This is a genomic window from Citromicrobium sp. JLT1363, assembly GCF_000186705.1.
In the GTDB taxonomy this organism is placed as follows: domain Bacteria; phylum Pseudomonadota; class Alphaproteobacteria; order Sphingomonadales; family Sphingomonadaceae; genus Alteriqipengyuania.
In genome coordinates this window covers 303292-329861 of the sequence record NZ_AEUE01000001.1, presented here as the reverse complement: position 1 = coordinate 329861, position 26570 = coordinate 303292, and the positions used below count along the sequence as shown (strand labels likewise).

General features: G+C 65.7%; 16 protein-coding genes. 9 read left to right on the top strand and 7 right to left on the bottom strand.

Annotated elements, in window-relative coordinates; all coding sequences use genetic code 11:
* Positions 1-155: 155 nt before the first annotated feature.
* The gene (locus tag ADAD_RS0101530; RefSeq protein ID WP_050803663.1) at positions 156-3698 is read left to right on the top strand and encodes an autotransporter domain-containing protein; all 3543 of its coding nucleotides are present in this window, start codon (positions 156-158) and stop codon (positions 3696-3698) included.
* Positions 3699-3809: 111 nt separating this feature from the next.
* Positions 3810-4232, top strand: a complete 423-nt coding sequence (locus ADAD_RS0101525) for a hypothetical protein (RefSeq protein WP_010408522.1) — start codon at positions 3810-3812, stop codon at positions 4230-4232.
* Positions 4233-4317: 85 nt separating this feature from the next.
* Here ADAD_RS0101525 and ADAD_RS0101520 read toward each other — a convergent pair whose 3' ends face one another.
* From ADAD_RS0101520 to ADAD_RS0101505, 4 genes are read right to left on the bottom strand one after another with little or no spacing between them, the layout of a single operon-like run.
* Positions 4318-5514: an ABC transporter permease gene (locus ADAD_RS0101520; RefSeq protein WP_010408520.1), complete on the bottom strand. Its 1197-nt coding sequence runs from the start codon at positions 5512-5514 to the stop codon at positions 4318-4320.
* Complete coding sequence (locus ADAD_RS0101515) at positions 5514-6239, bottom strand: ABC transporter ATP-binding protein (protein WP_010408517.1); 726 nt, start codon at positions 6237-6239, stop codon at positions 5514-5516. Before ADAD_RS0101515 ends, ADAD_RS0101520 begins: the two co-directional genes overlap by 1 nt.
* Positions 6236-7528 carry an efflux RND transporter periplasmic adaptor subunit gene (locus tag ADAD_RS0101510; RefSeq protein WP_010408515.1) on the bottom strand — a complete coding sequence of 431 codons (1293 nt, stop codon included), beginning with the start codon at positions 7526-7528 and terminating at the stop codon, positions 6236-6238. Before ADAD_RS0101510 ends, ADAD_RS0101515 begins: the two co-directional genes overlap by 4 nt.
* Complete coding sequence (locus tag ADAD_RS0101505) at positions 7525-8970, bottom strand: efflux transporter outer membrane subunit (protein ID WP_033193123.1); 1446 nt, start codon at positions 8968-8970, stop codon at positions 7525-7527. The genes ADAD_RS0101510 and ADAD_RS0101505 overlap by 4 nt, the downstream gene beginning before the upstream one ends.
* A gap of 266 nt (positions 8971-9236) precedes the next feature.
* Here ADAD_RS0101505 and ADAD_RS0101500 point away from each other — a divergent pair, with 266 nt between their 5' ends.
* Positions 9237-10958, top strand: a complete 1722-nt coding sequence (locus tag ADAD_RS0101500) for an ABC transporter ATP-binding protein (RefSeq protein ID WP_029139819.1) — start codon at positions 9237-9239, stop codon at positions 10956-10958.
* 28 nt (positions 10959-10986) lie between these two features.
* Here ADAD_RS0101500 and ADAD_RS15355 read toward each other — a convergent pair whose 3' ends face one another.
* From ADAD_RS15355 to ADAD_RS0101485, 3 genes are all read right to left on the bottom strand, one after another.
* Positions 10987-11889 (bottom strand): alpha/beta hydrolase, encoded by a 903-nt coding sequence (locus ADAD_RS15355; protein WP_010408510.1) that lies wholly within the window; start codon positions 11887-11889, stop codon positions 10987-10989.
* 32 nt (positions 11890-11921) lie between these two features.
* Positions 11922-14564, bottom strand: a complete 2643-nt coding sequence (locus ADAD_RS0101490) for a TonB-dependent receptor domain-containing protein (protein ID WP_010408508.1) — start codon at positions 14562-14564, stop codon at positions 11922-11924.
* Between the two features lie 77 nt (positions 14565-14641).
* On the bottom strand, positions 14642-17791 hold the full coding sequence (locus ADAD_RS0101485) for a glycosyl hydrolase (protein ID WP_139020292.1): 3150 nt from the start codon (positions 17789-17791) through the stop codon (positions 14642-14644).
* A gap of 237 nt (positions 17792-18028) precedes the next feature.
* Here ADAD_RS0101485 and ADAD_RS0101480 point away from each other — a divergent pair, with 237 nt between their 5' ends.
* The 6 genes from ADAD_RS0101480 to ADAD_RS0101455 all read left to right on the top strand — a co-directional run bounded on the left by ADAD_RS0101480 (position 18029) and on the right by ADAD_RS0101455 (position 26418).
* Positions 18029-19417 carry an MFS transporter gene (locus tag ADAD_RS0101480; RefSeq protein WP_010408504.1) on the top strand — a complete coding sequence of 463 codons (1389 nt, stop codon included), beginning with the start codon at positions 18029-18031 and terminating at the stop codon, positions 19415-19417.
* 6 nt (positions 19418-19423) lie between these two features.
* Positions 19424-21535 (top strand): beta-glucosidase family protein, encoded by a 2112-nt coding sequence (locus ADAD_RS15350; RefSeq protein ID WP_010408500.1) that lies wholly within the window; start codon positions 19424-19426, stop codon positions 21533-21535.
* On the top strand, positions 21532-22230 hold the full coding sequence (locus ADAD_RS16265) for a TetR/AcrR family transcriptional regulator (RefSeq protein WP_050803656.1): 699 nt from the start codon (positions 21532-21534) through the stop codon (positions 22228-22230). The genes ADAD_RS15350 and ADAD_RS16265 overlap by 4 nt, the downstream gene beginning before the upstream one ends.
* Positions 22231-22301: 71 nt before the next feature.
* Positions 22302-24113 carry a carboxylesterase/lipase family protein gene (locus tag ADAD_RS0101465; RefSeq protein ID WP_010408494.1) on the top strand — a complete coding sequence of 604 codons (1812 nt, stop codon included), beginning with the start codon at positions 22302-22304 and terminating at the stop codon, positions 24111-24113.
* Positions 24113-25609: a flavin-containing monooxygenase gene (locus ADAD_RS15340; RefSeq protein ID WP_010408491.1), complete on the top strand. Its 1497-nt coding sequence runs from the start codon at positions 24113-24115 to the stop codon at positions 25607-25609. Before ADAD_RS0101465 ends, ADAD_RS15340 begins: the two co-directional genes overlap by 1 nt.
* The gene (locus ADAD_RS0101455) at positions 25606-26418 is read left to right on the top strand and encodes an SDR family NAD(P)-dependent oxidoreductase (protein ID WP_010408489.1); all 813 of its coding nucleotides are present in this window, start codon (positions 25606-25608) and stop codon (positions 26416-26418) included. Before ADAD_RS15340 ends, ADAD_RS0101455 begins: the two co-directional genes overlap by 4 nt.
* Positions 26419-26570 lie beyond the last annotated feature (152 nt).

Genomic DNA, 26570 nt, shown 5'->3' with positions numbered 1-26570 from the left:
GGGCTGCGCGAGACGCCCCCCTGTGCAATTCTGCGAATGTTGCCAAAGTGCTACAGTCTGCGGGCAGCTTGAAAAATCGGCGCGCCAGCCCTTCTCATTTCCCCCCTTCTGCCGCAGGAAAACGAGGTGAATTATTCCGTGGGGAGATTTTGAATATGCGTGGCTTCAATACTCAGCGTCGGGCAGGCCTGCTCGTAACGACGGCCATTGCCTGTGTGGCAGGCAGCGGCGTGGCACATGCCCAGGTGGCCGATCCGGTCGGGCCCGAGTTCGCAATCGACTCGGCCCATGGCCAGCAGGCGAGCGGGGTCGCTTTCGGCGCACCCGAAATCGCAGAAGATACCGCACAGGACATGCGGGTGAACTACGTCACCGCAACCGGCGCGGCACCCGAAACCGCGATCGACGACCCGCGGATCGTGGTGCCCGGTCCGGGCGAAGGCTATTCGCCGAACCCGGGCGACGAAGGTTCGCTGTACGACGATGCCGTGAACGTGACCGGCGTGGGCCAGTTCTACAACGACTTCACCGGCGGCGTTTGCACCGGCACGCTCATCAACCCGCGCACCGTTCTGTTCGCGGCGCACTGCGTGAACGACTACACGCCCGACAGCTACGGCGCGGAAGGTGGCGCCATTCCCGCGGCTTTCGCGTTCGAGGCGGACGCCTTCCCGGGGCTCCTGAGCTGGGTCCTCAACGACTACCAGACCAACGAAGACCTGTTCGTCTACAACATCGCGCAGATTCTCTACAATGAAGAGTCTCTCGCAAATCCGCAGGCCCAGGGCTTCCTCGAAGCCGACATCGCGCTGGCCGCGCTCGATACTCCGGCAGTCAACGTACCGACCTGGGCGATGCTGTTCTCGCCGCTTCCGGTGCCCGACAGCATCACGACCGAAGGTGGCACGGGCTACAATGTCCGCGTGACCGGCTACGGCCGCTCCGGCGTGGGCGACACCGGCGATACCAACGGCATCGATTTCCGGCGCCGTGCGGCGGAAAACGTCGTCGGCATCCTCGGTTCGCTGAACGATCGCAACGAGTTCCTGTTCGGCCCGGGCGATTATGGCCTGCCGCAGAACCTCTACCAGACCGATTTCGACGATCCGAGCCGCGAGAATCCGTTCGACTTCAACCTTTTCCGTGACGACGCGCGCGATCCCGAAGGCAGCACCGCGGGCGGCGACTCCGGTGGCCCGCTGATCCTGACCGACACGTTCGCGCGTGAGCTGATCATCGGCGTCCTGTCCGGCGGTTCGCGCTTCTTCCAGGCGCAGCCCAGCTCGTCCTACGGCACGTCGAGCCTCTATCAGCCGCTCTACGCCTTCTGGGACTGGATCGCCGAGAACAGCCCCTATCGCTACACCCAGACGGTGGCCGGCGACGGCGACTGGATGGACCCGACGCACTGGCAGACCGCGCTCGATCCCAACTTCTACATCATCGACGAGAACGGAAACGCCGTGAACGGCGTGCCCGAAACCGCCGGTGAGGGCCGCGGGGCGACCAGCGGCAAGTTCGGCCAGGTCTGCAACGGCGCCTTCTGTCTCGACCTCGCCACGCGCGACATCGTCGACTATGACGGCAACATCCTCGAGCCCGGCACGCCGATCACCGAAGAGGAAGGTGCCACCGACCAGAACAATCTGGGCACGGTCGAGGCGCTCAAGCTGCTCGCCGACTATACGGCCGCCCAGGGCATCGACCCGAGCGAGCTGGACGAAGCGATGGCGATCGCGCCGACCGTCGAGAACGGCTTGCCTGGCGCCACCGGCTTCGTGCCGAACAACCAGGACTTCAACAACGGCTTCAACGGCCTGCCGCGCGTCGATGCGCGCTACTACGACGTGACGCTCGCGGCTGCGGGCACCACCACGCTCGGCAGCACCGTGGAAATCGACAAGCTGACCATCGCCGGTGCCGATTCCGCTCTCGACATCCAGAGCTCCGGATCGCTCACCAGCCTGATCGACATCACGCAGATGGCCGGTACGATGAATGTCGACGGCACCCTGACCACGCCGGGCGACTACCTGCTGTTCACCGGTGCGCTTAGCGGCTCCGGTACCATCGTGACGCCTTACTTCACCAACATGATGGGCATTGTCGCGCCGGGTACGATGGGGTCGGTCGGAACGCTCGATTTCAACGGGAACATCATCCTCACCTCGGGCAGTGTCTACGGCATCGACCTCGGGCCGAACGGTGCATCCGACCTGATCCGCGTCAACGCGACGGAGTTCGAAACGCAGGTGACGCCGGAAGGCTTCGAGGAAGAAGTTCCGCTCGACGGCATCGCCAGCATCGGCGGCACCGTGATCCTCAACGCGGTCGATGGTTACGCCGTGCGCGACGGCGACACCTTCACCATCCTCACGGCCGAAGGCGGTGTGGAAGGCACGTTCGAATCGCCGGACCTCAGCGCCATTCTGACCTCGGAATTCACCTATGGTCCCCAGTCGGTCCAGCTGACGGTCGAGGCCGGTTCCTACCTCGACGTGATCGATCCGGCTTCGACCACGCAGGTGGCATTCGCGGGTCTGCTCGACCGGAACCGCGCGTTCTACGACAACCTGGCCGATCTTTACGGCCCGCTGGACCGGCTCGATGCGGCGTCGATCCGCAGCGCGCTGGAAAGCTTCGCACCCAGCGACGTTGTGGCCGGCGGATCGCTCGGTATTGCAGCGCTCAACAACAACAGCCGCCTGGTGAGCAACCGCCTGGCGCGGCTCGGCCGGGACCGGAATGAGGGCGGCTCGCTTGCCGTGATGGGCCAGCCGACCGGCGTTGCCAGCCTCGCAATGGCGAGCTCGGGCGTTGCCGCACAGGCGGCGATGGGTGCCGACGGTACGGACTACGTACGCGAAGGCGCGCTGCCCGATACGCTGTCCGGCTTCATCGCAGGCGGCTATATCGACGGGGAAAGCACGGGCCTGCCCGCCTCCGGCAATTTCGAAGACAAGTTCGACGGCTTCTTCATCAGTGGCGGTCTGGAAAAGGTCTTCGATACCGGTGCGCTCGGCTTCGCCTTCACCTACACCGATCTGGACAGCGACAATCTTGGCGCCAACCGTTCGGCCGAAGGCCAGCTGTATCAGGGCACGCTGTACGGCGTGAAGGACTTCTCCGGCCTGCGGCTGGACGCCCAGGTCAGCGCCGGTGCCTACGACATGAGCACGCTGCGCAATGTCTCCTTCGGCACCAGCTCCTTCGCGATCGAGGGCGAGGAAACGGCCTTCACCTTCTCGTCCGAAATCGGGCTGGGCAAGGTGATCGATCTCGGCTCGTTCGATCTCACCCCGCGGGTGGCCGGCCGGGCTGCCGTGATCGACTTCTCCAACGTCGCAGAAACGGGCGGTGGCCCTGCCCTGACCTACGACCTGGGCACCTATGACAGCATCCAGGCGCGGGCCGGGCTCAACCTGGTCGGCAAGGCGGCGTTCCGTCCCTTCCTGAATGCCGAATACGTGCACGAGTTCGAGGATCGGCCCGCTCTGGTCGGCGTGAACTTCGTCGGCGGCCTGGCCCCGGCGGCGGGCTTCGCCCTGCCGGGTACGGACAACGACTGGGTCGAACTGAGCGGCGGTATCGGATACCAGGCCGGCAATATCGGCCTGTCGGTATCGGCAGAGACCACGCTGGAGCGTGAAGACGTCTCGTACCAGAGCTACCAGGCGACCGCGACGTTCCGCTTCTAAGCGGACCGGCCGGAAACAAACGGGGCGGCCCTCCTTCGGGAAGGCCGCCCTTTTTTTGTCTCCGGATCGGAGCCTGCTCATGTTATCCTTGCAGCACAACACGGGTGCCCGATGATGAAACCATTCTTCCTTTTCGCCCTTGCCGCAAGCGTGCCCGCCTTCGCGCTGCCGGGTTGCGCTTCGGCTACGCATGCTACGCAGCAGGAACGGCAATCGCTGATGGAGCAGGGCACCGATATGATCGCGGAAAGCGAAGAGTGGATGGCGTCATTCGAAGAGATGAGCGCCCAATTCAGTCGGCCGCTCCCGCAGCTGGAGCCCGACAGCGCCTTCAACCGGCACATCGCGGCGCTGCACCGCTACCGGAGCGATCTGCGCGAACCCGGTGCCGATCTCGACGCGCTGGCTGCGCGGGAAGAGGCGCTGGTCCGATCCCACGAACGCCTGCGGGACGCCTATCGCAACATGGTACGCCTGGCTCGGGAGAGGAAGTTGCGCCCCGGCCCCGAATTCGCCGAAGATACGCCGCGCTAGGCGCCCGAGCTCTGGGCGACAAGCTGATCAGAATCGTCGACAATCACGCTCTTTGCCGCTGCGACATCGCACCGGCGGCGGCCCATCACTCGTGTCTCAGCGCCTCGATCGGGTCCAGCTGGGAGGCGCGGCGCGCCGGGTAATAGCCGAAGACGATCCCCATGAAGGCGCAGAAGGCGAGCGCGAGGATATTGATCGTCGGATCGAAGACGAAGGGCACCTCGATTGCCGAGGCGAGCGAGATCGAGGCAAGAAAGGCGAGGAGCAGGCCGACCAGCCCGCCCAGCGCGCACAGCACCACGGCCTCGGTGAGGAATTGCAGCCGCACCTCGCGCGCCAGCGCTCCGATCGCCAGCCGAATGCCGATTTCCCGGGTCCGCTCGGTCACGGAAACGAGCATGATGTTCATGATCCCGATCCCGCCCACCAGCAGGCTGATCGAGGCGATCACCGCCACCATCGCGGTGAGGGCCCCGGTAACGGAGCCGAGCGCATCGTTCACCTGAGCGGTGTCGATGACGTTGAAGTCGTTGGCTTCCGCATCGCGCAGCAGGCGCCGTTCGCGCAGCAGGTCGACCAGCGAATCCTGGATCGCGGAAGAGGCATAGGCCGCGTCGTACTTGAGGACGAAGAAATCGAGATCGTCATTGCCCCGAAACCGCCGCTGAACCGTCTTGAGCGGCATGAACACCGTGTCGTTGTCGTCCGCGCCACTGGCACCCTGCCCGCGCTCTTCCAGCACGCCGACCACGGTGCAGGAGACATCGTTCAGTCGCATCTGTTCGCCCAGTGGAGAGACATCGGGCAGGAAGATTTCCTCGCGCACCTTCACACCCAGCAGGCACACGTTCTTGCCCGCAGTCTCCTCGTCGCGCGTGAAGGCCCGGCCCTCCGTCACCTCAACCGTCTGCGCCTCCAGAAAAGCCCTGTTCGCGCCGGTTACGCTCGTGTCCCAGTCCTGCCCGTTGTGAAAGGCGGTGACATTGGCGGTCACGTTGCCCGCCGCCACCGTCACCCCGGCGATCTGGCGCTGCACCGCGTCGACATCGTCCTGATCGAACGGGCGCAGCGTGCCGCGATCGGTCCGCACGGGGAAGACGATGAAGTTGCTCGCCCCCAGCGAAGAAATCTCGTCCTGCACGCTCGCGGTCACGCCATTGCCCAGCGTCACCATGGTCACCACGGCGGCGACGCCGATAATGATGCCCAGCGTCGTCAGGATAGAGCGCAGGATGTGGCGCCGTATCTCACGCAGGGCGAGCAGGAAGGTTGCGCCCAGCATCAGGCAGGCACCTCCATGCTGCGCGCACCGCGTTCGATCCTCTCGACCAGCCCGTCGCGGAAATGCACGATGGTCTTCGCGAAGGCCGCCATTTCTTCCTCGTGCGTCACCATCAGCACGGTAATGCCCTCGGCATTCAGCCTGCGCAGCAGCTCCATGATCTCGACCGAGCGTTCGCTATCGAGATTGCCGGTCGGCTCGTCCGCGAGCAGAACGTCCGGATCGGTGACGAGCGCGCGGGCGATGGCCACGCGCTGCTGCTGGCCGCCCGAAAGTTCCGCCGGGGTGTGGCTGGCCCACGGGCCAAGCCCCACCGCATCGAGGCTGCGCATCGCGGCCTCCTGCCGGACGGACTTCTTCTCCCCGCGATAGAGCAGGGGCAGTTCCACGTTCTCGAGCGCGGTGGTCCGCGCCAGCAGATTGAAGCCCTGGAACACGAAGCCCAGATACTTGCGCCGCAACAGGCTGCGCTGGTCGCGGTCGAGCTTCTGCACCTCGACGCCCTTGAAGCGGAAGATACCGTCGGTCGGCACGTCGAGGCAGCCCAGAATGTTCATCGTGGTCGATTTGCCGGAGCCCGAGGGACCCATGATCGCCACGAACTGCCCGCGATCGATTTTCAGGTCCACACCCTTGAGGGCCTGGAACGCCGCGCTGCCCGTGCCGAAGACCTTGGTGATGCCTTCCAGCTCTATCAGCGGCTCCGGGGGCGATGGCGCGTTCATTCGCCCTGGGCCCGCACCCCGGTGACGACTTCCATGCCCGGCTTGAGATCGGCGGAGCGCACCACCGTGCGGCGGCCGTCGCTCTGCCCGGTAACGACCTCGATCGCCCGCAGCGTGCCGTCTTCCTCGATCACATGCACCTGCTGGCGACTGCCCGCACCGATGCCGGACTGCTGTTCCTGCTCTTCCAGCCCGATCTGCGGATTGAAGACGCCGCCACCGCTCGCCTGCTGCTCGTCCGGCCGGAAGCGCAGCGCGGCGTTGGGCACCAGTAGCGCCTGGCCGGTGGACTGGGTGGCGATGGTGGCCGTGGCGGTCATCCCGGGCCGCAGCAGGCCTTCAGGATTGTCCACCGCCAGCCGCGCCTCGTAACTGACGACCGAATTGCCGCCTGCGGCCGCGCCTTCCACGGTGTTGCCCGACGCAAGATCGACGCGCTCCACCCGCGCCGGGAAGCGGCGCCCCGGATAGGCATCGACGGTGAAGCTTGCGCGCTGCCCGGCCTCGACCTGGCCGACATCCGCCTCGTCGATACCCACGCGCAGCTGCATCGCGGAAAGATCCTCGGCGATGACGAACAGCGTCACCGTGTTGAAGCTGGCGACCACGGTCTGCCCCGGCTCGATCTGGCGGGCGAGAACCACGCCGGTCACGGGCGCGCGGATCACCGCGCGGCTACGGGTGGTGAGGTTGGCCTGCAGGCTGGCCTGCGCGGCCTCGATATTGGCCCGCGCGGAGGCGACCGCCGCCCGGTCGCGCGAGACGGCGGCCTGCGCCTGCTCCAGTTCCACCTGCGAAGGCACGCGCCCGTCCGACAGCCGCCGGACCTCCTCCAGACGTTGCAGCTGCGCGGTGTCCACATCCAGAGTGGCACGCGCCTGCGCCAGGCTGGCGCGCGCCGCGTTGAGGTTGGCGCGCGACTGCGCGATCTGCTGGTCGATGATTTCGGTATTGATGACCGCGATGACCTGCCCGCGCGTGACCCGGTCGTTGACGTCGACCAGCACGCGCTCGACCGGGCCGTTCACTTCAGAGCCGACCGTGACCTGGTTGGTCGGCCGCAGGTTGCCCGTCGCCGTGACCGTCAGATCCAGCGATTCCCGTTCGACTTCCTCGGTGATGTAGGTCGGGCCCTCGCTGCCGCCGGAACAGGTCGATACCAACAGCAACAGCGCGATCACGATCAGCGCGGGCACCCAGTATTTCATCCACCGACGCCAGCGCGGGCGGGGCTTTTCGCCGAGAAATTCGTCGACCTTTTCGGGCGAGGCGGTGTCGGGATCGGTCATGGCTCTTGCGGTCCTGTGGCGATATCCGCCTGGATGGTCTGGGGCGAGCGCCAGCCGCCGCCCAGCGCGCGCGCAAGGCTGACGAAGGCGATCGCGCGGGATGCTTCTGCGGAAACTTCGGCGGTGCGCGCGCCAAGAAGAGAGCTCTCGACGGTGAGCAAACGCTGAAAGTCGATCAGCCCGGCCTCGTACTGGCTGCGGGCGAGGATGGCGGCGTTGCGGGCGCCATCGCTCGCCTCCACGAAGGCGGCAACGCGCTGATCGCTGGCGTCCAGGTCGACGGCTGCGGTCTCGACATCTTCCAGCGCGACGAGGATGCTCTGCCGCCACGCGGCGAGCGATCCGTCCGCGATGGCCTCCGCCGCGGCGATCTGCGCACGCGTGCGCCCGCCGTCGAACAGCAGCTGGGTGAGCCCTGCAAACACGTTGCCGGTGATGACATCGAGCAGATTGTCGATCCCCAGCGCGGTGCTGCCGACCGATCCGGTCAGGCGCAGCGCGGGGTAAAGCTGCGCCCGCGCAATTCCGGTGCGTGCCAGATCGCCCGCCAGCTGGGCTTCGGCCGCGCTCACGTCCGGCCGGCGGCGCAGCATGTCCGCAGGCGCTGACAGGCCGACCTGAAGCGGGGGCACGGGCACCTCGCGCGGCTCGGCAATCAGCTGTTCGTAGACCGCCCCCGGCGGCTCTCCGATCAGCGTCGAGATCGCGTTCGCGGTGGCGACCAGATTGCTTTCGAGCTGCGGGATGGTCGCCAGGGTCTGCGCGCGCTGCGTGCGTGCCTGCTCCACGTCGAGGCTGGAGACCAGCCCCGCCTGGTTGCGCCAGCGCGCGATCTGCAGATTGTCGTCCTGATTGGCGAGCGTGTCGCGCGAAATCTCCAGCTGCCGGGCGAGCGAGCGGGCGGTGATCGTCTGCGTCGCGACCGAGGCCACGATCACGCGCTCCAGATCGGCAAGCGAATATCCGGCGGCGCGCAGATCCGCCTGCGATGCTTCGACCGAGTTCGAAATGCGACCGAAGAGGTCCGCCTCCCATGCAATATCGGCGCCGAGCACCAGTTGCAGATCGTCCTGCGCCAGGTCGCCCACATCGCGGCCTACGCCCGCGTTGGCGCTGACCGAGGGGAGACGGCCCGAACGCGATTCGCGCAGGCGGGCACGGGCCGCACGCAGGCGAGTGACGGCCTGCGCGAGGTCCAGATTGTCGGACCGGGCACGCGCCACGAAGTCGTCGATCAGCGGATCGTCCAGCAATTGCCAGTAGGCCTGCAGCTCGATCTCCGGCCCCGTGGCGTCGGCTATCGCCCAGCTTCCGGGAACGGGCTGGACTTGCTCGAGCGGGGGCGGCGCTTCGGACAGGGTGGCGCATCCGCCAAGGGCAAGGAGAATCGCCACGGCCACGAGCGGAGCCGCACGGCGCCCCCCGATCCTCGTCGCGTTCATGTAATCCATTCCCACTGCCCCCCTGACGATCGGGACAATGGCAGGCTCTCGCAGGCAATCAAGCCGGGCATTTACGGTTTGTCGAAAATCGGCCCTGCTTGGTCGAGCAATCCCGCACCCGGAATGCCCCTTATCCGAGAAGACATGGTTCGCGGCCCCTTGCGTACCGCTGCGGGGCCACGAGGTCTTGAAAGCCGGGTATTGCCATCCGGGCAAACGCCCGCAGCGTTTCACCTGCCTGCCGATCTGTGGCACCGGTGCCGGCGATGTTCGGAACCTTCCTTCTCTACCTGCGGTCCTTCTTCGCGATCGACCGCAAGGGCGTTCTCGTCGCTACGGCGCTGACCCTTGCGGGCGCACTGGTCGAAGGGCTGCTTGCGCTGTCGCTGGTACCGGTGCTTGAGGTCTTCCTCGGCATCTCGGGCAGCGGAACGGGCGATCGTGTCGCGGACCTGCTCCGCCGCTCCGGCTTCGGGGACGAAAGCGTGCTGCTTGTCTTTGCGGGCGCGCTCTTCTCCGTACTCGTCCTCGCACGGAGCACGATCGCATGGTTCCGCACGATGCAGCTTGCGCGGGTATCGCAAGGCTTCGTGAGGCACTGGCGAATTCGCCTGTTCGCCGCGCTCGACCAGGCCGACTGGCAGAACGCGCTCGATCACAAGCAGTACGAGATACAGCATGTTCTCACAGAGGATGTGGGCCGCATCGCCTATGGCGCCGAAAGCACGATCCGCAGTTCGACCGGAGTGGCGCTGATCCTTGCCCAGATATGCGTGGCGTTCGCTATCGCTCCCGCTCTGGCGACAGTGTTTCTGGCGATAGCGATCGCCGCCCTGCTGCCTCTCCGCAAAGCGCTGCTGACCACGTCAAGAAAACGCGGCGCAGTCCAGGTGGAGAATGCGAGGCGGCAATACAGCGATCTCAACGATTACCTTGCCGGACTGAAGACGACGAAAATCCATCCCCACCGGGATTTCGGGCGCCGGATGAAGCAGATCGCCGAGGCGATATCGGACAATATGCTCGCTTTCTCCAGGAACCAGGCGAACGTGCAGCTGGCGCTGCAGCTGGGATCGGCGGCCCTTCTCTTCGTGCTGCTGGCGCTGGGGCTGCTGGTGTTCGGCACCGCCCCTGCAATCCTGATCGTTTTCCTCGCCATCATCCTGCGGATCACCCCGCCGGTCTTCGCCCTTGTGGGCAGCGTCCAGGCCATGGCGAACACCCTGCCCGCGTTCGAGAATGTGATCGCGGTCGATGCCTCGCTGAGCGCTTCGATCCGCGATCACTCCGCCCAACAGGCTGAACCGACTCGGTCCTCTGCGCGGGAGGGGGGCATCGGCGTGGAGTTGCGCTCCGTCTCGTTTGCCTATCGTTCGTCGGGCGCCCCGGTGCTCCAGGACCTTTCCATGAAGATCGCACCCGGCACGATGGTGGCGCTGCTCGGCCCGACGGGCGTGGGCAAGACCACCGTGCTCGATCTGGTCACCGGGATCGTGCGGCCCGATACCGGCACGGTGCGGGCATGGCGCGCCGGGGGGGAGGAACTGGGCCGCGATGGCCTGCGCGCCGCGCTTTCCTACGCCACGCAGGACCCGGTGCTGTTCGATACCAGCATCCGCGAAAACCTTCTCTGGAGCGGCAGCGAGGCGAGCGACGAGGATATCCTGAACGCGCTCGATATCACTGCGGCGAGGGACTTCGTCGAAAGCCTCCCGCAGGGGCTGGATACGCGCGTGGGCGAGATGGGGATGCAGCTATCGGGCGGTGAACGCCAGCGGCTGTTCCTTGCCGCGATGATCCTGCGCCGCCCCGGCCTGCTGATCCTCGACGAAGCGACCAGCGCGGTCGATTACCGCACCGAAGCGCGCATCCTTGCCAACCTTAAAAGCATGACCCGGGCGATGACCATCATCGCCGTCACCCATCGGCCACCCGATCCCGCGATCTTCGACCGGACGATGGATCTGGCCGCGCACCGCCCGCGCTGAACCCCGCACGCGGCCCTTCCCGGCCTCGCTATTCGGCAGGGGCGACCTGCAGGGACAGCCATTGCAGCAGGTCTTCCTCGAAGCGCGCGCTGTCGGTGCCCGTCTTCCCCAGCCCGAAGCCGTGGCCGCCGTCCTCGTAGACAAGCAGTTCCGCCTCGCCGCCCTTCTCACGCCAGCTCTGCGGGAGAGAGAAGGTGCGATCGTGGATCAGCTCGTCGTCGCGCGCGATGGCGGCCAGCATCGGAGGCAGGGTATCCGCGGTCACCGCGGCATCCATCGGACCATAGATGTAACCGAGGAAGTCCGGCCCCCATGGCTTGCCTTCCTCCACCACATTCAGCGCAGTCATCGCGCCCGCCGAAAAACCGATCATGCCGATCCGCGCGCGGTCCAGAGACCACCTCTCGGCGTCTTCGTCGAGCAACCGCAACGCCGCCAGCGCATCGGCGGTGGCCCTGGGCTCGCTCACTTCTATCGGTGCGCCATCGCCAATGCTGGACAGCATTCCCGCCATCTTCGCCGCGAACAGCAGATCGTTGCCCGGCGTCTCGTTCAGCCGGTACTTGAGCACGAAGGCCGCGATTCCCCGATCGGCCAGAAGCTCGGCCACCTCGGTCCCCTCGGTGGACATGGACAGAATCTGGAACGCCCCGCCGGGCAGGACGAGCACCGCCGCGCCCGTTGCCTTTTCGGGCTCGGGCAGGAAGGCGATCAGTTCCGGCTGGCGGACGTTGCGGACGACCAGATTGTCCTTGGTCCGATACCATTGCTCGTCTTCCCCGGCGTCTTCCCCCGACGGCAGGGGGATGGCGGCGGCGAATTCCGGGCGCTCCATCCGCTCGAAGCCCGGAATGGGAGCAGAGCAGGCCGCCAGGACAAGGGCGGTCAACCCAGCCACGGTCAACTTCCACTTGTGGTTCGCGATTTTCATGACGACCTGCCCTGCAAGAGTGCCCTCCCGGTTCAGAAGCCGAAGCTCAGCCCGATCTGCACCAGCCGACCCCGGGTGGAGCCATTGGTGTAGCCCGGGTCCGCGTTGTAGAACGGCGGTTCGGCATCGAAGACGTTGTCGATATTGAGCGTCAGGCGCGCATCGCGCCCGCCCGCAAACGACCCGAGAGTGTACGCGGCAAACAGATCGACGGTGGTGAAGCCGTCCACCTCGGTCTGCGTCACGCCATTGGCGGTGAGCGGAAGGGCCAGTTCGATCCCGCTCTTGTGGTTGAGCTCCACCCGGCCCTGCAGCGTTCGCGTTCCCAGCCCGACATAGGCGAGCAGGTTCAGACGGCTCTCCTGATCCACCGCATCGACCAGCGCCTGTCCGGCGAGCGCGGCGACCTTGCGATTGAGCAGATAGGTGCCGGTCACACCCAGGTCGACACCGACATTGCCCAGCGATTGCTCGAAATTGGCGGCGAAATCGATGCCGTCGACCTTGACCCGCCCCAGGTTCTGGCGGCGCGCATCGAACAGAACGTAGGGGCCGCCAAAGGGCCCGGCATAGAGCGCGGCAAGCGATGAGGCGCCGTCCAGCGGCAGATCACCGACCGCGGCGGTCAGCTGCGCGAGCGTGGGATTGCGCGTCACGAAAGAGGAATACAGGCCGGTGAAGACCGCCGGCGTCGTGAACGGAACGATCGCGATCTGATCCTCGAAATCGATGTTGTAGTAGGTCCCCGAGGCGCGCAGCGCCCCCAGCTCCACCTCGGCGCCGAGCGACCAGGTTTCAGCCTTCTGCGGACCGAGGTCGGGATTGCCCCCGGCCAGGATCACGGTGGGCCGCAGGAGGTTGGGAATCTCCGGGTCGGCGGGATCGCGGAACGGGCTGAACTGGATGATCTGCGCACGCGAATCGGGCGCGCCGGTCGTGTCGCCAAGGCTGGGCGCATTGAACGACGTGCCGTAGCTGCCCCGGAACTTGAGCCCATCGAACGGGCTGTACGCAAAGCCGACCTTCGGGTTCGTGGTGCTGCCGAAATCGCTGTAATCGTCGTGGCGGACGGAGGCGGAAAGGGTCAGCTCCCGCAGCCCCGGCATGGCGTTGGCACCTCCGAACAGCGGCGCGACGAATTCGCCGAATGCCGAGACGACATCGCGCTCTCCCGCGGCGCGCGGGGCGGTATTCTCCGCCCCGACGGCCACGTTGCCGAACCGCGCATCAATGTGCTGCTGCATGCCTTCGAGCCCGGCCGCCACGCGCAGGTCTCCGCCCGGCAGCGCGAACAGCGGGCCGTCCACGATCAGCCGGCCAATCGCCTGCCTGCGGTCCGCCAGCCCGTAGAAATTCTGGTAGATGCCGGCGAGAACCGCCGGGTCGCTCGATCCCGGATCGTAGGGATTGAGTGCTGTATCGAAGGTGGTGCCCGCCAGCGCGGCTTCCTGCGCGACGGCGTTGATCGATGGCGAGTTGGACTCGGTCCGCGTCTCGCCATAGCTCAGCAGCGCGCGCGCTTCGAAGCCGCCCCCCAGATCGAATGTGAAGGTGGGCGCGATATTGAACAGGTCCAGATCCACCTGCCCCTTGTCGTTGAAGACGCCCGCGTAGGAGAAGTTCACGGTCTGGAACAGCGGATCGGGCGCGATCGGCTGGTAGTAGGGATTCGCTGCGGTGATGATGCCCGACTGTGCGAAGTTGGCCGATCCGCCTGCGCCGTTCAGATCGTAGGTCTGGCGCGTCGTGCGACTGGAATAGAGCACCTCCAGGTCGAAGGCGACGCCCGGGCCCAGATCGACATCGACATTGCCCAACACCGAATGCAGCGTCTCTTCGGGCAGGAAGGCCCCATTGTCCGTGTTGTCGCACTGCGAGATCGTGCCCGGCGTGCGGTCTGGCAGCGCGTAGGTGGTCACCACGCCGCCGCGATCGATCGAGACGGTCCCCGGCGCACAGCCGCCGGTATTGGCGCTGATCTGCTGCACATAGTCGCGGTCGCGACCGAACAGCGCGTCGTTCCACGAATGCGAATAGGCGATGTAGGCTGATCCGCCCTCCCAGGTCTTCCCGGCGATCAGGTTGGCATCATATTGCTGGTAATCGTCGGCGAAACCGTACCCGCCCGACACCTGCACCCCGTCGAAGCTGCTGCGGGTGATGAAATTGATCACGCCGCCCACGGCATCGGACCCATAGACCGAGGACCCGCCGTCGAGCACCACCTCGACCCGCTCCACCGCGGCGACGGGAATGGTGCCGGGATCGAACGGCGTGCCCAGCACGCCTACGCCGGGGCCACGGTGGCCATTGAGCAGTACGAGCGTCGTGCCCCCCGAACTGCTGCCGCCGATCTTGCGCAGCGCGGGCGTGACCGAGGTGATGGCCGCGCCCAGCGAAGGGACGGTGGGAACGGTGTTGAACGCCGAGGCCACCTGCGGAACCGAGGCGAGGATGTCGTTGGTGTCGGTCGCGCCGCTGGCGGCGATGCTCTCCTCGTCCACGGTCAGCACATTGGTGCCCACGGGCGCCACACCCCTGATCGAGGTGCCGGTGACGATAATCGTGGTGTCTTCCACGACCTCTTCATCGAGCGGCTCGGTCTGCGCGAAGGCAGGTTGCGCGATCAGGGCGATGGCCGCCGACGACACGTAGAATGCTGCTTGGACTTTCATTTCACTCTCCCAAATCCGGCTTTTGTCAGCCGGTGTTATTTTGTCTCCGGGCAAGGCGCCGCGGCGCAGCCCGCAGTTCAATCCCTCGAACGTCGCCTGCCAGGGCCATCCCGCGCGCCGATCAGCAGGCGCGGTTCCCCGATGATGCCGACCGGAACGAAGAGCGCGGCGGCGTCATCGATCAGCCCGTCGCCCTCCTGCTTCGCAGCCATTGCGTTGCGCAGCGGCGGGACCAGTTCGATCTCGATGGTGTTCGCGCCGCGCCGCAGCCTGCCGGTGAGGTCGACGCGGAAGGGCGGCAGCACGAAGTGCGGCACGGGCTTTCCGTTGACGCTTACCCGCGCGGCTCCTTCGATGCGCTGGAGGTCGAGCATGGCGCAACGGCCCGCGGACGCAGCGGCAAGCGTGATCGTGGTGCGATAGCGCACCGGCCCGGCGGCATCGGCGAAGGCCCTGCTCTGGCGCAGGTCTTTCAGCGGCCCTGCGACCTTCATCGAGCTGCCGCCTGCCGCGACCCGCCATTGCTCCGGCTTGCGGGCGGTCCATTGCTGGTTGCCCGGAACACATTGGGACGTTTGGGCGATGGGATCCGCGCCACGGATCACGAAGACCGATTCCAGCCGCCCAAGTTTGAGCGCAACGACGCCCTGCTCGTTGGCGATAGCCGACCAGATTTTCCCGCCGAGCGGATCGAACAGCGTCACGGTTTCACCCGCCGCGCCACGCATGCGCAGCTTGGCAACTTGCGGCGTGGTGGACTGGTTGGCGAGGAAGTGCGCGATTCGGCCCCGCCCCAGATCGCGCGTAATCCGGCGCACATCGCCCTGCGATACGATGCTGACGGACGGTGCGATCTGCTTTAGCAGGTCCTTGGGCGTTGCGGCGGCATGCCCTTGCGCTACTGCGCGCATGGCGCCCGCCACGATGCGATCATTGCGCGCAAAATCCTTGAACCCCGGCTGACGCGTGGGCGGATCGCCATAGACGATGACCTTGCGCCCATCCTGCGCTGCCGCGCGCAGGGCCCGGGCGGTCTGTGGCTGCATGTGTGGTGCGTCTGCGACCAGCACCGCCGCATCGCCGCCCCTCGGATCGGCAGATTGCAGCGCGTGATCATTGGCCCAGGTCCAGGTGATGCCCGCCCTGTCCAGCGCGCGCAGCGCGGGAAGCACGCGCTCGATCCAGGCGAGCCGCGGGTCGGTTTGCTTTTCCGGGAAGCTGGCGAAGGGCAGCGAGAGCGGTTCGGACGGATCGAACAGGTCTTCGGCGCTCATCGCACCTGCAAACAGGAAGTCCTCGCGCGCTGCCGCCGAATCCTCGATCTCCAGCGGGAAGCCGAGGAAGGGGTAGTAGACCAGCACATCGGCCTGCGCCTCGCCCGCCTGCAGCAGGTTCTGGACCCGCGCCATGTAGCCGGTCAGATCGGGCTGGGCAGACCAGATAGAACTTCCACGCCCGTAATTGCCGGAGAAGATGAAGCCGCCCGCCGCGTCGGTGAACGGGTACCAGCCTGCCGGGCCAAACTCGCGCGAAAGCGCCTCGCCATTGCGCCCTTGCGTGTATTCATAGGGAATGCCGTGCCACACGAGCGCGTTGACGCCGGCGAGATATGCCTTGTCCGCCGCCGCCTTGATCTGCGCCGGGGTGATCGCGTTGGCCCTTTTGGCCCAGACGAAGGATTCCGCCGAGACGACGGGCCGGTCGTACAGGAGCCCCGCCGCGCCCGCGAGCTTGAGGAACAGCGGGCTGCCTCCGCCATAAAGCTGCTCCGTCTCGGGAATATCGTTCGCGCCCAGCGCCCGGATCGTATCGACATCGGTGCCATAGCTCTGCCCGCGTGAGAGCATCCCGCGTGCATTGGCCCACTGTGCGCTGGTCTCGACGAACCGCTCGCGCATCAGGTCCGACATGGTCAGCGCATAATCGTAACGGAGGCGCTCGTCGTTTTCGGTCAGTCGGAATGCGGGAGCAGCCGAGCGCCGCCCCACTTCGCGAACGAAGTAGTTGTCCTGAAAATCCTGAAATACGGCGGGCAGGTAGGGCGTCAGCGAATAGCCGCGCCGCTTGGCGAACTCGGGCAGGATATCGCTCGCAGCCAGCCGGTCGACCTTGAACTCGAGGCTGTCGTTGAAAATGCCGCGCAGCGCCTCGCCATAATAGGGTGAGAGCCCTGTGCGCGATCCGAAGGCGTAATCGTAATGCGCGCGCAGCACCGGGGCGTCCGCATGGTCGATCACGAAACCGGGGGTGCGTGTCGCCGTGAGGGTCGGTGCCTCGCCCGAGGGCATGACGTAGACGAACACGATCTGCCAGCGGCCATCCGGCGCGGTCCAGACAAGCCGACCGTCCTCGACCTTGTCTGACAGGTCGATGACCTTTTCGGCGTCGAGCGTGATCGTATCGGTGACGTCGAGCACGTTGAAGGCGCGCTCGCCCTCCACCACGGGCGCAGCGACCACCGCCTTCAGCTGCGCGAGCTGTGGCAGAAAATTGCTCAGGTCTTCGCCGAAATCGCGCTCCGCAAAGGCCAGCAGGTAATCGTTGAAGCCGGGCGATGGCAGAGGGACTGCGATGTCGAGGTCGTCTCCGCCATCCACCTGCACTTCCGAGAAGGCGAGTTCCTTCAATCCCTCGCTCGCAGAGACCTGCGGTCCACCCGCCGGCCATCCGCTCAAATGCGTGAGATCGACCTGCATGCCGGCATCCCCGGCGCAATCGAGAACCTTGCGCAGCGTGCGGTGATATTCGGCCGATCCGGTGTCGCGTATGCGGTTGCGCCAGGCGGGGTCTTCGACCGTCGCGAGGTCGGCGGTGAAGGGCTGTATCTCCACCCCGGCAAAGCCCTGCGCCTTCAGGGCGCGCAACTGCTTGCAGGCGGCTTGCGGGTTCACATCCGCCCCCGGCCACCACCAGCGCGTCCACGGGCGTACGCGGGCAGGCGGCTTCAGGAGCGTCGCGGCGTCGAGTGTGCCCAGCGTGCGCGACAGGTCCGGCGGCGTGCCGGTACGGGGCGCATTCTCTGCATATGATGCAAGCGGCGGTCGGGCGGAAGCCGCTGGCGGGTCCATTCGGTCGAGGAGGTCGGAGCGCAGCCAGACGAAGCCGAGGACCGCCAAAAGCGCAGCAAGGACGAGCAGTGCAAGGACGATGCGAATTGCCCAGACGCGCCAGCGCGGTGCGCGCGCTGCGTCATGCGACTCGTCTTCAGATTGGCTTGCAACAGCCATCGCTTCCGTCACCTCTCCCTGCAAGTCGCTGATTTTCGTAATGAAATCAGTCGGCTTGCGAGCCCTTGAATTTTTTCCTTCCAACTGGATGGTTTTGAACCTATAGCTCCGGCCACCTTGGCGCGCCAGTCGTCATGTGAAAAAATTTTCAGGGAGACGGCGTTGCGGCCCTCTTCCCATGAATTGTCGGAGCGCCGGGCTCTTAAATGGAGTCTGGAGACGCCCGAAGGGAGAGATATGGATCAGGCATTATATGCCGCCAGGGACGAGGCGTCTTCACGGCTCGGATTTTTCAGGCGACTGGGATTTGGCGTCGGCGATTTCGGGATCAATATATTCTGGAACACGACGAACCTGTTCGCCATGTTCTTTTATACCGATGTTATCGGGCTATCGAATATCGCTTCCGGCACGATCATCTTCGGCGCGATGCTGTGGGATGCGGTGACCGATCCGGTGGCGGGGTATCTGATCGGCCGGACCAACAGCAGGCTCGGGAAATTCCGGCCCTACCTGCTGCTCGGCGCGCTGCCGCTGGGCATTTCCTTCTGGCTGATGTTCAGCATTCCGGAAGCGGGCGTGGGCGCGATGGTGGCTTACGCCTTCGGATCGCAGCTGCTGTTTCGCACCTGCTACACCGTGGTTAGCGTTCCCTACAGCTCGCTCTCCGCCAGCATGACCAGCGATGCGGACGAACGCAGCAGGCTGGCGGTGCACCGGATGGTCTTCGCCACCGCCGCGGGCGTGGTGGTTGCCGGACTCACCCGGGCCGGTGCCGATGCGCTGGGGGCAGGCGATCTCGCGCTCGGGTTCGAGCGGATCGCGATGATCTACGCCGGGCTCGGGCTGGTGGCGATCCTGCTGTGCGGCACGGTGGTCCGAGAACCCGCCCGACCGCTCGAGGCGCCCCGCCACCCCTCGCTGAAGCAGACGTTTGCGGGCCTGCGCGGCAATTCTGCTTTCCTCTATGCCTTTGCGATCATCGTCGTCGGCATGTCGGGCATGACGGTCGCCAACAAGGGTGTCCTCTATTACCTCAAGTACAACCTCGATGCGGAGGATATGACCGGTCTGGTGCTGGTCAGCGTGGCGGTCTCGCTGATGATCTTCGTGCCGCTTTGGGGTGTGCTTGCGCAGAGGTTCGGCAAGCGCCGGGTCTGGCTGGCCGGCACCGTCATCTCGATCTGCAGCACATTCCTGCTGTTCATCAATCCGGTGCAGCAGGTCGGGGTGGTGACGCCGCTCTTCGTGCTTGGCGCGATCGGCGGGGCGGCCCACTATTTCAGCATCTGGGCGATCATCCCCGACACGGTCGAATTCGGCGAATGGAAAACCGGCGTCAGGATAGACGCGATCATCTTCGGCGCTGTGTCCTTCGCGCAAAAGCTGTCGCTCGGCTTCGCAACGCTGATGGCGGGTCTGCTGCTCGACGCCTTCGGTTACATTGCCAACCAGCCGCAGACGGCCACTGCGCTGTTCGGGATCAAGGCGCTCGTCTCGCTCGTGCCGCTCGCCACCGGGCTGATCTGCCTGCCCCTCGTCATCAAATTCCCGCTGGATCGCGTCCTGCACGGCCAGATCGTGCGCGACATCGCGGACCGCCAGCCACGCAATCAAGGGACCTGATACCGAATGCCTTTCGAAGACTTCAATACCGCGCAGCCCGATCCGGCGATCGAGGCCGAGATCGACGGCCTGCTGGAGGAGCTGACCCTCGAAGAGAAGGTCCGCATGATGTCCGGCCACGGATTTCATTACTACTTCACGCAGGTCGACAACCGGCAGTTCGGCCAGCGTGCCTATGCGGCGGGCAGCGGGTGCGAGCGGCTGGAGATCGAGCCGCTCTATTTCTCGGACGGGCCGCGCGGCGTGCGCCACAAGGAAGCGACCACCTGCTTCCCCGTGCCGATGGCCCGCGCGGCGACCTTCGACCTCGATCTGGAAGAACGGATCGGCCGGGCGATGGGCGTGGAGGCACGTGCGCTGGGCGTCACGCTCTCGGGCAATATCTGCATCAACCTGCTGCGCCATCCCGGCTGGGGCCGCGCGCAGGAAACCTATGGCGAGGACCCGTTCCAGCTGGGCGAATTCGGCGCGGCCCTGTGCCGCGGCGTCCAGACCCACAACGTAATCGCCACGGTGAAGCACTTCGCGGTCAACAGCGTGGAGAACACGCGCTTCAAGATCGACGTGTCAATCGACGAGCGGACCCTGCGCGAAGTCTACCTCCCCCATTTCAAGCGCACGCTGGATGCCGGCTGCGGTTCGGTGATGAGCGCGTACAACAAGGTCAACGGCGACTACTGCGCGCATAACCGGCAATTGCTGACCGACATTCTGAAGAACGACTGGGGCTTCAAGGGCTTCGTCCATTCGGACTGGGTCCTGGGCGTGCACGGGCCCGACGCGGTCGAAGCCGGGCTCGATATCGAGAACCCGGAGGGCGTGAAGTTCGGCAAGCGGCTGGTCGCGGCGGTCAACGAGGGCGAAGTGTCCGAAGCGAGCGTGGACGACTCAGTGCGCCGCATCCTGCGCACGCAGTTGCGCTTCGCCCGCGAGCCCGATCCGCAGGAATACTCGGTCGACCACCTGGCCTGCGAAGAGCACGTCGCGCTCGCGCTCGAAGCGGCGGAGAAGAGCATCGTCCTGCTCAAGAACGAAGGCGTCCTGCCTTTCGATAGGGAGAGCCTTTCATCGCTCGCGGTCATCGGCCAGCTCGCCGATGTCGAAAACCTGGGCGACAAGGGATCGAGCCGGGTGACGCCGCCCTATTCGGTGACGATCCTCGAAGGTCTGCGCAGGCTGGTGGGCGAGCATGTCGACATCCTGTTCGACGATGGGTCGGACCACGACCGCGCCGTGGCAGTCGCCGAAAATGCCGATGCGGTGTTGTGCGTAAAAGGTTTCACCTGGCGAGAGGAAGGGGAGTTCATCCCCGGCGACGAGGCGCTTGAGGATGACGATCCCAACGCGCTCTCGACCAGCGGCGGCGACCGCCATCACCTGCGCCTCAAGCCCCAGGACGAAACGCTGATCGCCAGGATCGGCGCGCGGCATCCGAAGGTTGCGGTCGCGCTCGTCGGCGGCAGCGCAATCATGAAGAACGCCTGGCACATGGAAGTCGGCGCCATCGCGATGACCTGGTATTCGGGCATGGAAGGCGGCACTGCCATCGCCCGCGTGCTTTTCGGCGAACGCGTGCCCAGCGGCAAACTGCCCTTCACCGTCCCCAGGGATGCGGATCACCTGCCCTTCTTCGATCCGGCTGCGCTGGCGATCGAGTATGGCCCCCTGCATGGCTATACCAAGCTGGATGCCGAGGGGATCGAGGCGGCCTACCCGTTCGGTTTCGGGCTCAGCTACACGCAGTTCGAATACGGCGCGGCCGAGGCCGAACTGGCAGACGACGAGATTATCGTGCGCGCTCAGGTCACCAACACCGGATCGCTTCGCGCGGACGAGATCGCGCAATGCTATGTCGGCTTTCCCGGCTCCGAAGTCGGTCGCCCGGTCAAGCTGCTGCGCGGGTTCGAGAGGATCACGCTCGATCCCGGCGCCAGCGCGACAGTGTCGTTCACGCTGACCCCGCGTGACTTCGCCTACTACGACGTGGCATCGAAAAGCTGGCGGATTGAAAACATCCGGCACGCCTTTTATGTCGCCGGGAGCAGCCGGACCGACGAGGACAGGGCAGCCTTTCTTGACACCCCGGCGCACTGGCCGGACCTGTCGTTTCCAGCATGATGGCCGAAATCGATCCTGCGACCATCCATGAGGATGAAGAATTGCCGAAACCTGGTGCGAAGAAACCGGCGGGCAAGCGCGAACTGGTCCAGACGCGGGCCGAGGAAACGCGCGAGCGCATCCTCGACGCAGCCTACGAGGCGTTCGCCAAGCAGGGCTTCGAAGGCGCCAATACGCGTGCCATCGCGGCGACGGCGGACACCACGCACGCGGCCATCCGCTACCACTTCGGCACCAAGGAAGAGCTGTGGCGCGAAGTCGTTCGCCGGATGTACGACGAGGTCGCGGAAGAGGCGGAGCTGACGCTTGTCGAGGATACGGACGGCAAGTCTCCGACCGAACTTCTGCGCCGCTATCTGCGCAGCTACGCCCGCTACAGCGCCGCCAACGTCAACCACGCCCTGATCACGATTTCGGAATCGGTCACCGGCGGCGAGCGGCTGGAATGGATGAGCGAGACCTTCATCCGTCCGCGGCATGAAATGGCGCTGGCACATCTCAGGAAATATATGGAAGCCGGGCTGCTGCCGGACATTTCCCCGGTCGCGCTGCTCTACATCATCGTATCGGTCTGTCAGATGCCCTTCGTGCTCTCGCAGCAGATGAAGGTGCTCTACGGCGTCGACATGACCGACGAGGCCGTGATCGACGAGCATATCGACGCGGTCCTGAAGATCTTCGTACCCGAAAACTGATCGCAGCGGTGCGACATCCTGCTGCGGCAAATTCCTGCGTCCTGTCAAAAACAATCCATGTGGATGATTTTATGATCGACAGCATGAGAACCGCTCTGTTTCGCACCTCCGGGGGCGCGCTGATCCTCGCCCTCGGGCTGGCGCTGCCTGCCTGTTCGAAAGAGGAAGGACCCGTCCAGCCCGTGGCCGATGGGGCCACGGTCAGAGAGATTTCACAGGGCGAGCTGATCGGCAGCACGACGCCGCAAGGCGCGCACGCCTGGCTGGGCATTCCCTACGCGGACGCACCGATCGGCGACCTGCGCTGGCGGGCACCGCGCGAACCTGCACGCTGGAGCGACCGTTACGAGGCGCTGGATGGCACGCGGCGCTGCCTGCAATACGCATCCGAGATCGAGCCGGGTTTCGAAGGGGGCGAACTGGCGGGATCGGAAGACTGCCTGTTCCTCAACGTGTGGGCACCGCCCGGGCCTGTCGACGATCTGCCGGTGATGGTCTGGATTCATGGCGGCGCGAATGTCTGGGGTTTCGGAGGGCAGCTCGACCCTTCGCGGCTGGCGCTGTCGCAGAACGTGATCGTGGTGGCGCCCAATTACCGGCTCGGCCCGATGGGCTGGTTCGCGCATTCGGCGCTGCGCGACAGCGCTGAGAAGCCCGAAGATGGCTCGGCCAATTTCGGTCTGCTCGATCTGATCGCGGCACTGCGCTGGACGCAGGACAACATCGCGGCGTTCGGCGGCGATCCCGACCGGGTGACGATCTTCGGCGAATCGGCGGGCGCGTTCAACGTGGGCGCCTTGCTGGCATCGCCATTGAGCGAAGACCTCTTCGATGGTGCGATCATGCAGAGCGGCGGCTTCGCCACGCACACGATGCAGGAGGCGGAGTTCGGGCCCGATACAGAAGGCGCCAGACGCGGGGTCGCCTCGCGTGAAGCGCTGGTCCAGCTGGGCATTTCGGACGCCGAGCAAACGCCTGCAACAATGCGCGCCATCCCCGCACAGGACCTGTTCCAGGCGTATCAGGATCTGCGCCCCGACGAAGGCGGGCTAGGCGACAGTATCGACCCCATCGACATTACCGCCGACGGGATCGTTCTGCCCGAGGAAGGTCTGCCCGCCTTGCTCGTCAGCAGGGCCGGGCTGCACGATGTTCCGGTGATCTTCGGGACCAACCGGGACGAGACGCGCGCGGCGGGCATGTTCGACGATCACTTCACCCGCTCCATCGGCGGGGTGGCGTTCTTCGCCAAGGATACAGACGCCTATCTGGCACAGGGCGAATACCCCAGCGCGACTTGGTTCGAACGCGCGGTGGCAGGCCCTGCCACCCTGCGCGCGAAAGCCGGATCGGCCCCGGTCTTCGCCTACCGCTTCGACTGGGACGAGGAAGGCGATGCCATCGTCAGCGATCTCGCCACGCTGATCGGCGCTTCGCACGCGATGGAAATCGGCTTCGTACTGGGCGACTTCGAAAGCCCTTACACCGACCCCTTCGGTTTCTTCTTCACCGATAAGAACGAAGAGCAGCGCCTCAAGCTGTCCGAACGGATGATGGCCTACTGGGGCAACTTCGCCCACACGGGCAACCCTTCCAAAGGCCCCGCCAGAACCTCGCTTGCCTGGCGACCGTGGACCGCAGAAAAGCGCCGGACGATGGTGTTCGACACCGACGAGACCAGCGGCACGCGCATGATGCGCTACACCGGATCGATGGAGGCGCTCGTCGAAAGGTTCGCCGCCGACGACCGCTTCCGCAACGATGTCGACCGCTGCAAGTCTGCCGAACTCGCCGCAGATACCGCCATTTCCACCGGGGTCAGCCCCGGCCCGTGGCGGGCCCTCGCAAACAGATATTGCCAGAAATCGCAGGAGCCTTCCTGATGCGCAGCACTACGCCCTCGGACGATCAGGAAGTCGACGTGCTGGTGGTCGGCGCCGGCATTTCCGGCATCGACGTCGCCTATCATCTCAAGAAGCGGTGCCCCGACCGCAGCTTCATCATCGCGGAAGCGCGCGAGCGGATCGGTGGTACGTGGGACCTGTTCCGCTATCCCGGCATCCGCTCGGACAGCGACATGCACACGCTCGGCCTGCCGTTCCGGCCATGGCGGGGCGAGAACGCGATCGTGGATGGCCCGGCGATCCGCGATTATCTGGAAGACACCGCACGCGAATTCGGGATCGACAGGCATATCCGTTTCGGCCTGCGCGTCGTCTCCGCCGACTGGGACGGCGCGGCATGCCGCTGGATCGTGACGGTCGACGCGGCGGGCGAAGAGAGTACGATTCGCGCGCGCTATCTCTATTGGGGGAGCGGCTACTACAGCTACAGCGAAGCGCACGCGCCGCAGCTGGCGGGCGTGGAGGACTTTGCCGGGCAGATCATTCATCCGCAGTTCTGGCCGGAGGACCAGCAGGTCGAGGGGAAGACCATCGTCGTGATCGGCAGCGGCGCGACCGCGATCACGCTGGTGCCCGCGCTCGCCGCGCGCGGTGCCAGGGTGGTCATGCTGCAGCGCAGCCCGACCTATGTCGTCTCGCGCGATCCAAAGGACAGGATCGCCAACCGGCTCCACCGTTTACTGCCCGGCCCGGTGGCCGACCGGTTGGTCCGGTGGAAGAACGTCGCTTACGGCATGGCGACCTACGGCCTCGCGCGCAAACGGCCCGAGAAGGTCAGGCAGGCCATCCTGAAAGGCGTGGGCGAACGCATATCCGACGCGCGCTTGGTGGAGCGGCACTTCACCCCCGATTACGACCCGTGGGATCAGCGTATCTGCCTGGTCCCCGACGGCGATCTTTTCGACGCGATCGAGAGAGGGAGCGCGCAAGTCGTCACCGGCAAGATCGACAGGTTCGAATCGAACGGCATCCGCCTTCGCTCGGGCCGTCTGATCGAATGCGACATTGCCGTGACCGCGACCGGCCTGAAGATGGAACTGTTCGGCGGCGCACGGCTGACGGTCGACGGGCGGCCATTCGATATGACGCAGCGCACTCTCTATCGCGGCATGCTGATCTCCGGTCTGCCGAACATGGCGCTGGCCTTCGGCTACGTGAATGCCTCTTGGACCCTCAAGTGCGACCTGACCGCGCGCAATTTCTGCCGCCTGCTGAATGAATCGGCGCGGCGGAACGACGCCGCTTTCCTCGTCCCGCAGGGCGCACCCCACGGACACCGCAAGCCGATGATCGCGCTCGACGCGGGCTATGTGAAGCGCGCAGCGGACATTCTGCCGATGCAGGGATCGCATGGCGGCTGGCAGGTGCGCACCAATGTGGCGCGCGACACGATGGATTATCACTTCAGCCCGATCGAGAAGAGCGAAGTCGAGTTCCGCGATTGCGCCGGTGCCAAGGTGGAGGCCTCGCGGTGACGGCCCGCTGCGGAACGGTCGCCGTCGTCACCGGTGCTGCCAGCGGAATCGGCCGCGAGCTTGCCTCGATCCTCGCCGCGCGCGGCTATCGCCTGGCGCTGGTGGATATCGATGCAGCCGGGCTGAACGCCCACGCCGATGCGCTGCGCGAACGATACGGGTCCGCGGTCGCGACATACGTGGTCGATCTCGCACTGCCGCAGGCGGTCCGCGATTTGGCGGACTCGCTGTGCTCCGCCTACGGCGATGATCTGGCGCTGCTGGTCAACAATGCCGGCATCGCGCTGGGCGGCGGGTTCGAGGCGGTGGACGCGGCCGACTTCGATTCCTGCATGCAGATCAACTTCGGCGCAGCGGTACAGCTGGTGCGTGGCTTGCTTCCCGCGCTGGAGTCAGGCGCGGGCGGGTGGATCGTGAACGTGTCCAGCATTTTCGGCATCGTCGCCCCGCCCCGGCAAACCGCATACTCGGCCAGCAAGTTCGCGCTGCGCGGCTTCAGCGAGGCGCTGACGCACGAGCTTGCCGGGCGGGAGACAATCGGCGTCACCACGGTATTCCCGGGCGGGGTGAAGACCGGGATCGCGCGCAACGCCCGCGCGCCGGAAGGCGCAAATGCCGAGGCGCGCGAACAGCAGGTCGCGGCGATGGAGCGCAAGCTGACCATGGAACCGCGCGATGCGGCGGAGCGCATCGTCGCGGCCATCGACGGGCGCCATTCCAGAGTGCTGGTGGGCAAGGATGCGCGGCTGGCGGAAAAGATCCAGCGCCTGCTGCCGACACGCTACTGGAGCATTATCGGCCGCAGCTGAGCGCCCGCCCCGGCCTCCCCGATACACCGCACCGCCCACGCCTTGCGCATGGCGCGGCACGAAACCTCGCGCCTGCGCCAGACGATCCCTTGTTCCTTTTCGAAAACTAGGTATGCTCTCCTGCGAACGCACCGAAGTGCGTCGCATGGGAG

Coding starts and splice junctions, on each gene's coding strand:
- ADAD_RS0101530 (WP_050803663.1), top strand. CDS start 156: ATGCGTGGCTTCAATACTCAGCGTCGGGCAGGCCTGCTCGTAACGACG.
- ADAD_RS0101525 (WP_010408522.1), top strand. CDS start 3,810: ATGATGAAACCATTCTTCCTTTTCGCCCTTGCCGCAAGCGTGCCCGCC.
- ADAD_RS0101520 (WP_010408520.1), bottom strand. CDS start 5,514: ATGCTGGGCGCAACCTTCCTGCTCGCCCTGCGTGAGATACGGCGCCAC.
- ADAD_RS0101515 (WP_010408517.1), bottom strand. CDS start 6,239: ATGAACGCGCCATCGCCCCCGGAGCCGCTGATAGAGCTGGAAGGCATC.
- ADAD_RS0101510 (WP_010408515.1), bottom strand. CDS start 7,528: ATGACCGATCCCGACACCGCCTCGCCCGAAAAGGTCGACGAATTTCTC.
- ADAD_RS0101505 (WP_033193123.1), bottom strand. CDS start 8,970: ATGAACGCGACGAGGATCGGGGGGCGCCGTGCGGCTCCGCTCGTGGCC.
- ADAD_RS0101500 (WP_029139819.1), top strand. CDS start 9,237: ATGTTCGGAACCTTCCTTCTCTACCTGCGGTCCTTCTTCGCGATCGAC.
- ADAD_RS15355 (WP_010408510.1), bottom strand. CDS start 11,889: ATGAAAATCGCGAACCACAAGTGGAAGTTGACCGTGGCTGGGTTGACC.
- ADAD_RS0101490 (WP_010408508.1), bottom strand. CDS start 14,564: ATGAAAGTCCAAGCAGCATTCTACGTGTCGTCGGCGGCCATCGCCCTG.
- ADAD_RS0101485 (WP_139020292.1), bottom strand. CDS start 17,791: ATGGCTGTTGCAAGCCAATCTGAAGACGAGTCGCATGACGCAGCGCGC.
- ADAD_RS0101480 (WP_010408504.1), top strand. CDS start 18,029: ATGGATCAGGCATTATATGCCGCCAGGGACGAGGCGTCTTCACGGCTC.
- ADAD_RS15350 (WP_010408500.1), top strand. CDS start 19,424: ATGCCTTTCGAAGACTTCAATACCGCGCAGCCCGATCCGGCGATCGAG.
- ADAD_RS16265 (WP_050803656.1), top strand. CDS start 21,532: ATGATGGCCGAAATCGATCCTGCGACCATCCATGAGGATGAAGAATTG.
- ADAD_RS0101465 (WP_010408494.1), top strand. CDS start 22,302: ATGATCGACAGCATGAGAACCGCTCTGTTTCGCACCTCCGGGGGCGCG.
- ADAD_RS15340 (WP_010408491.1), top strand. CDS start 24,113: ATGCGCAGCACTACGCCCTCGGACGATCAGGAAGTCGACGTGCTGGTG.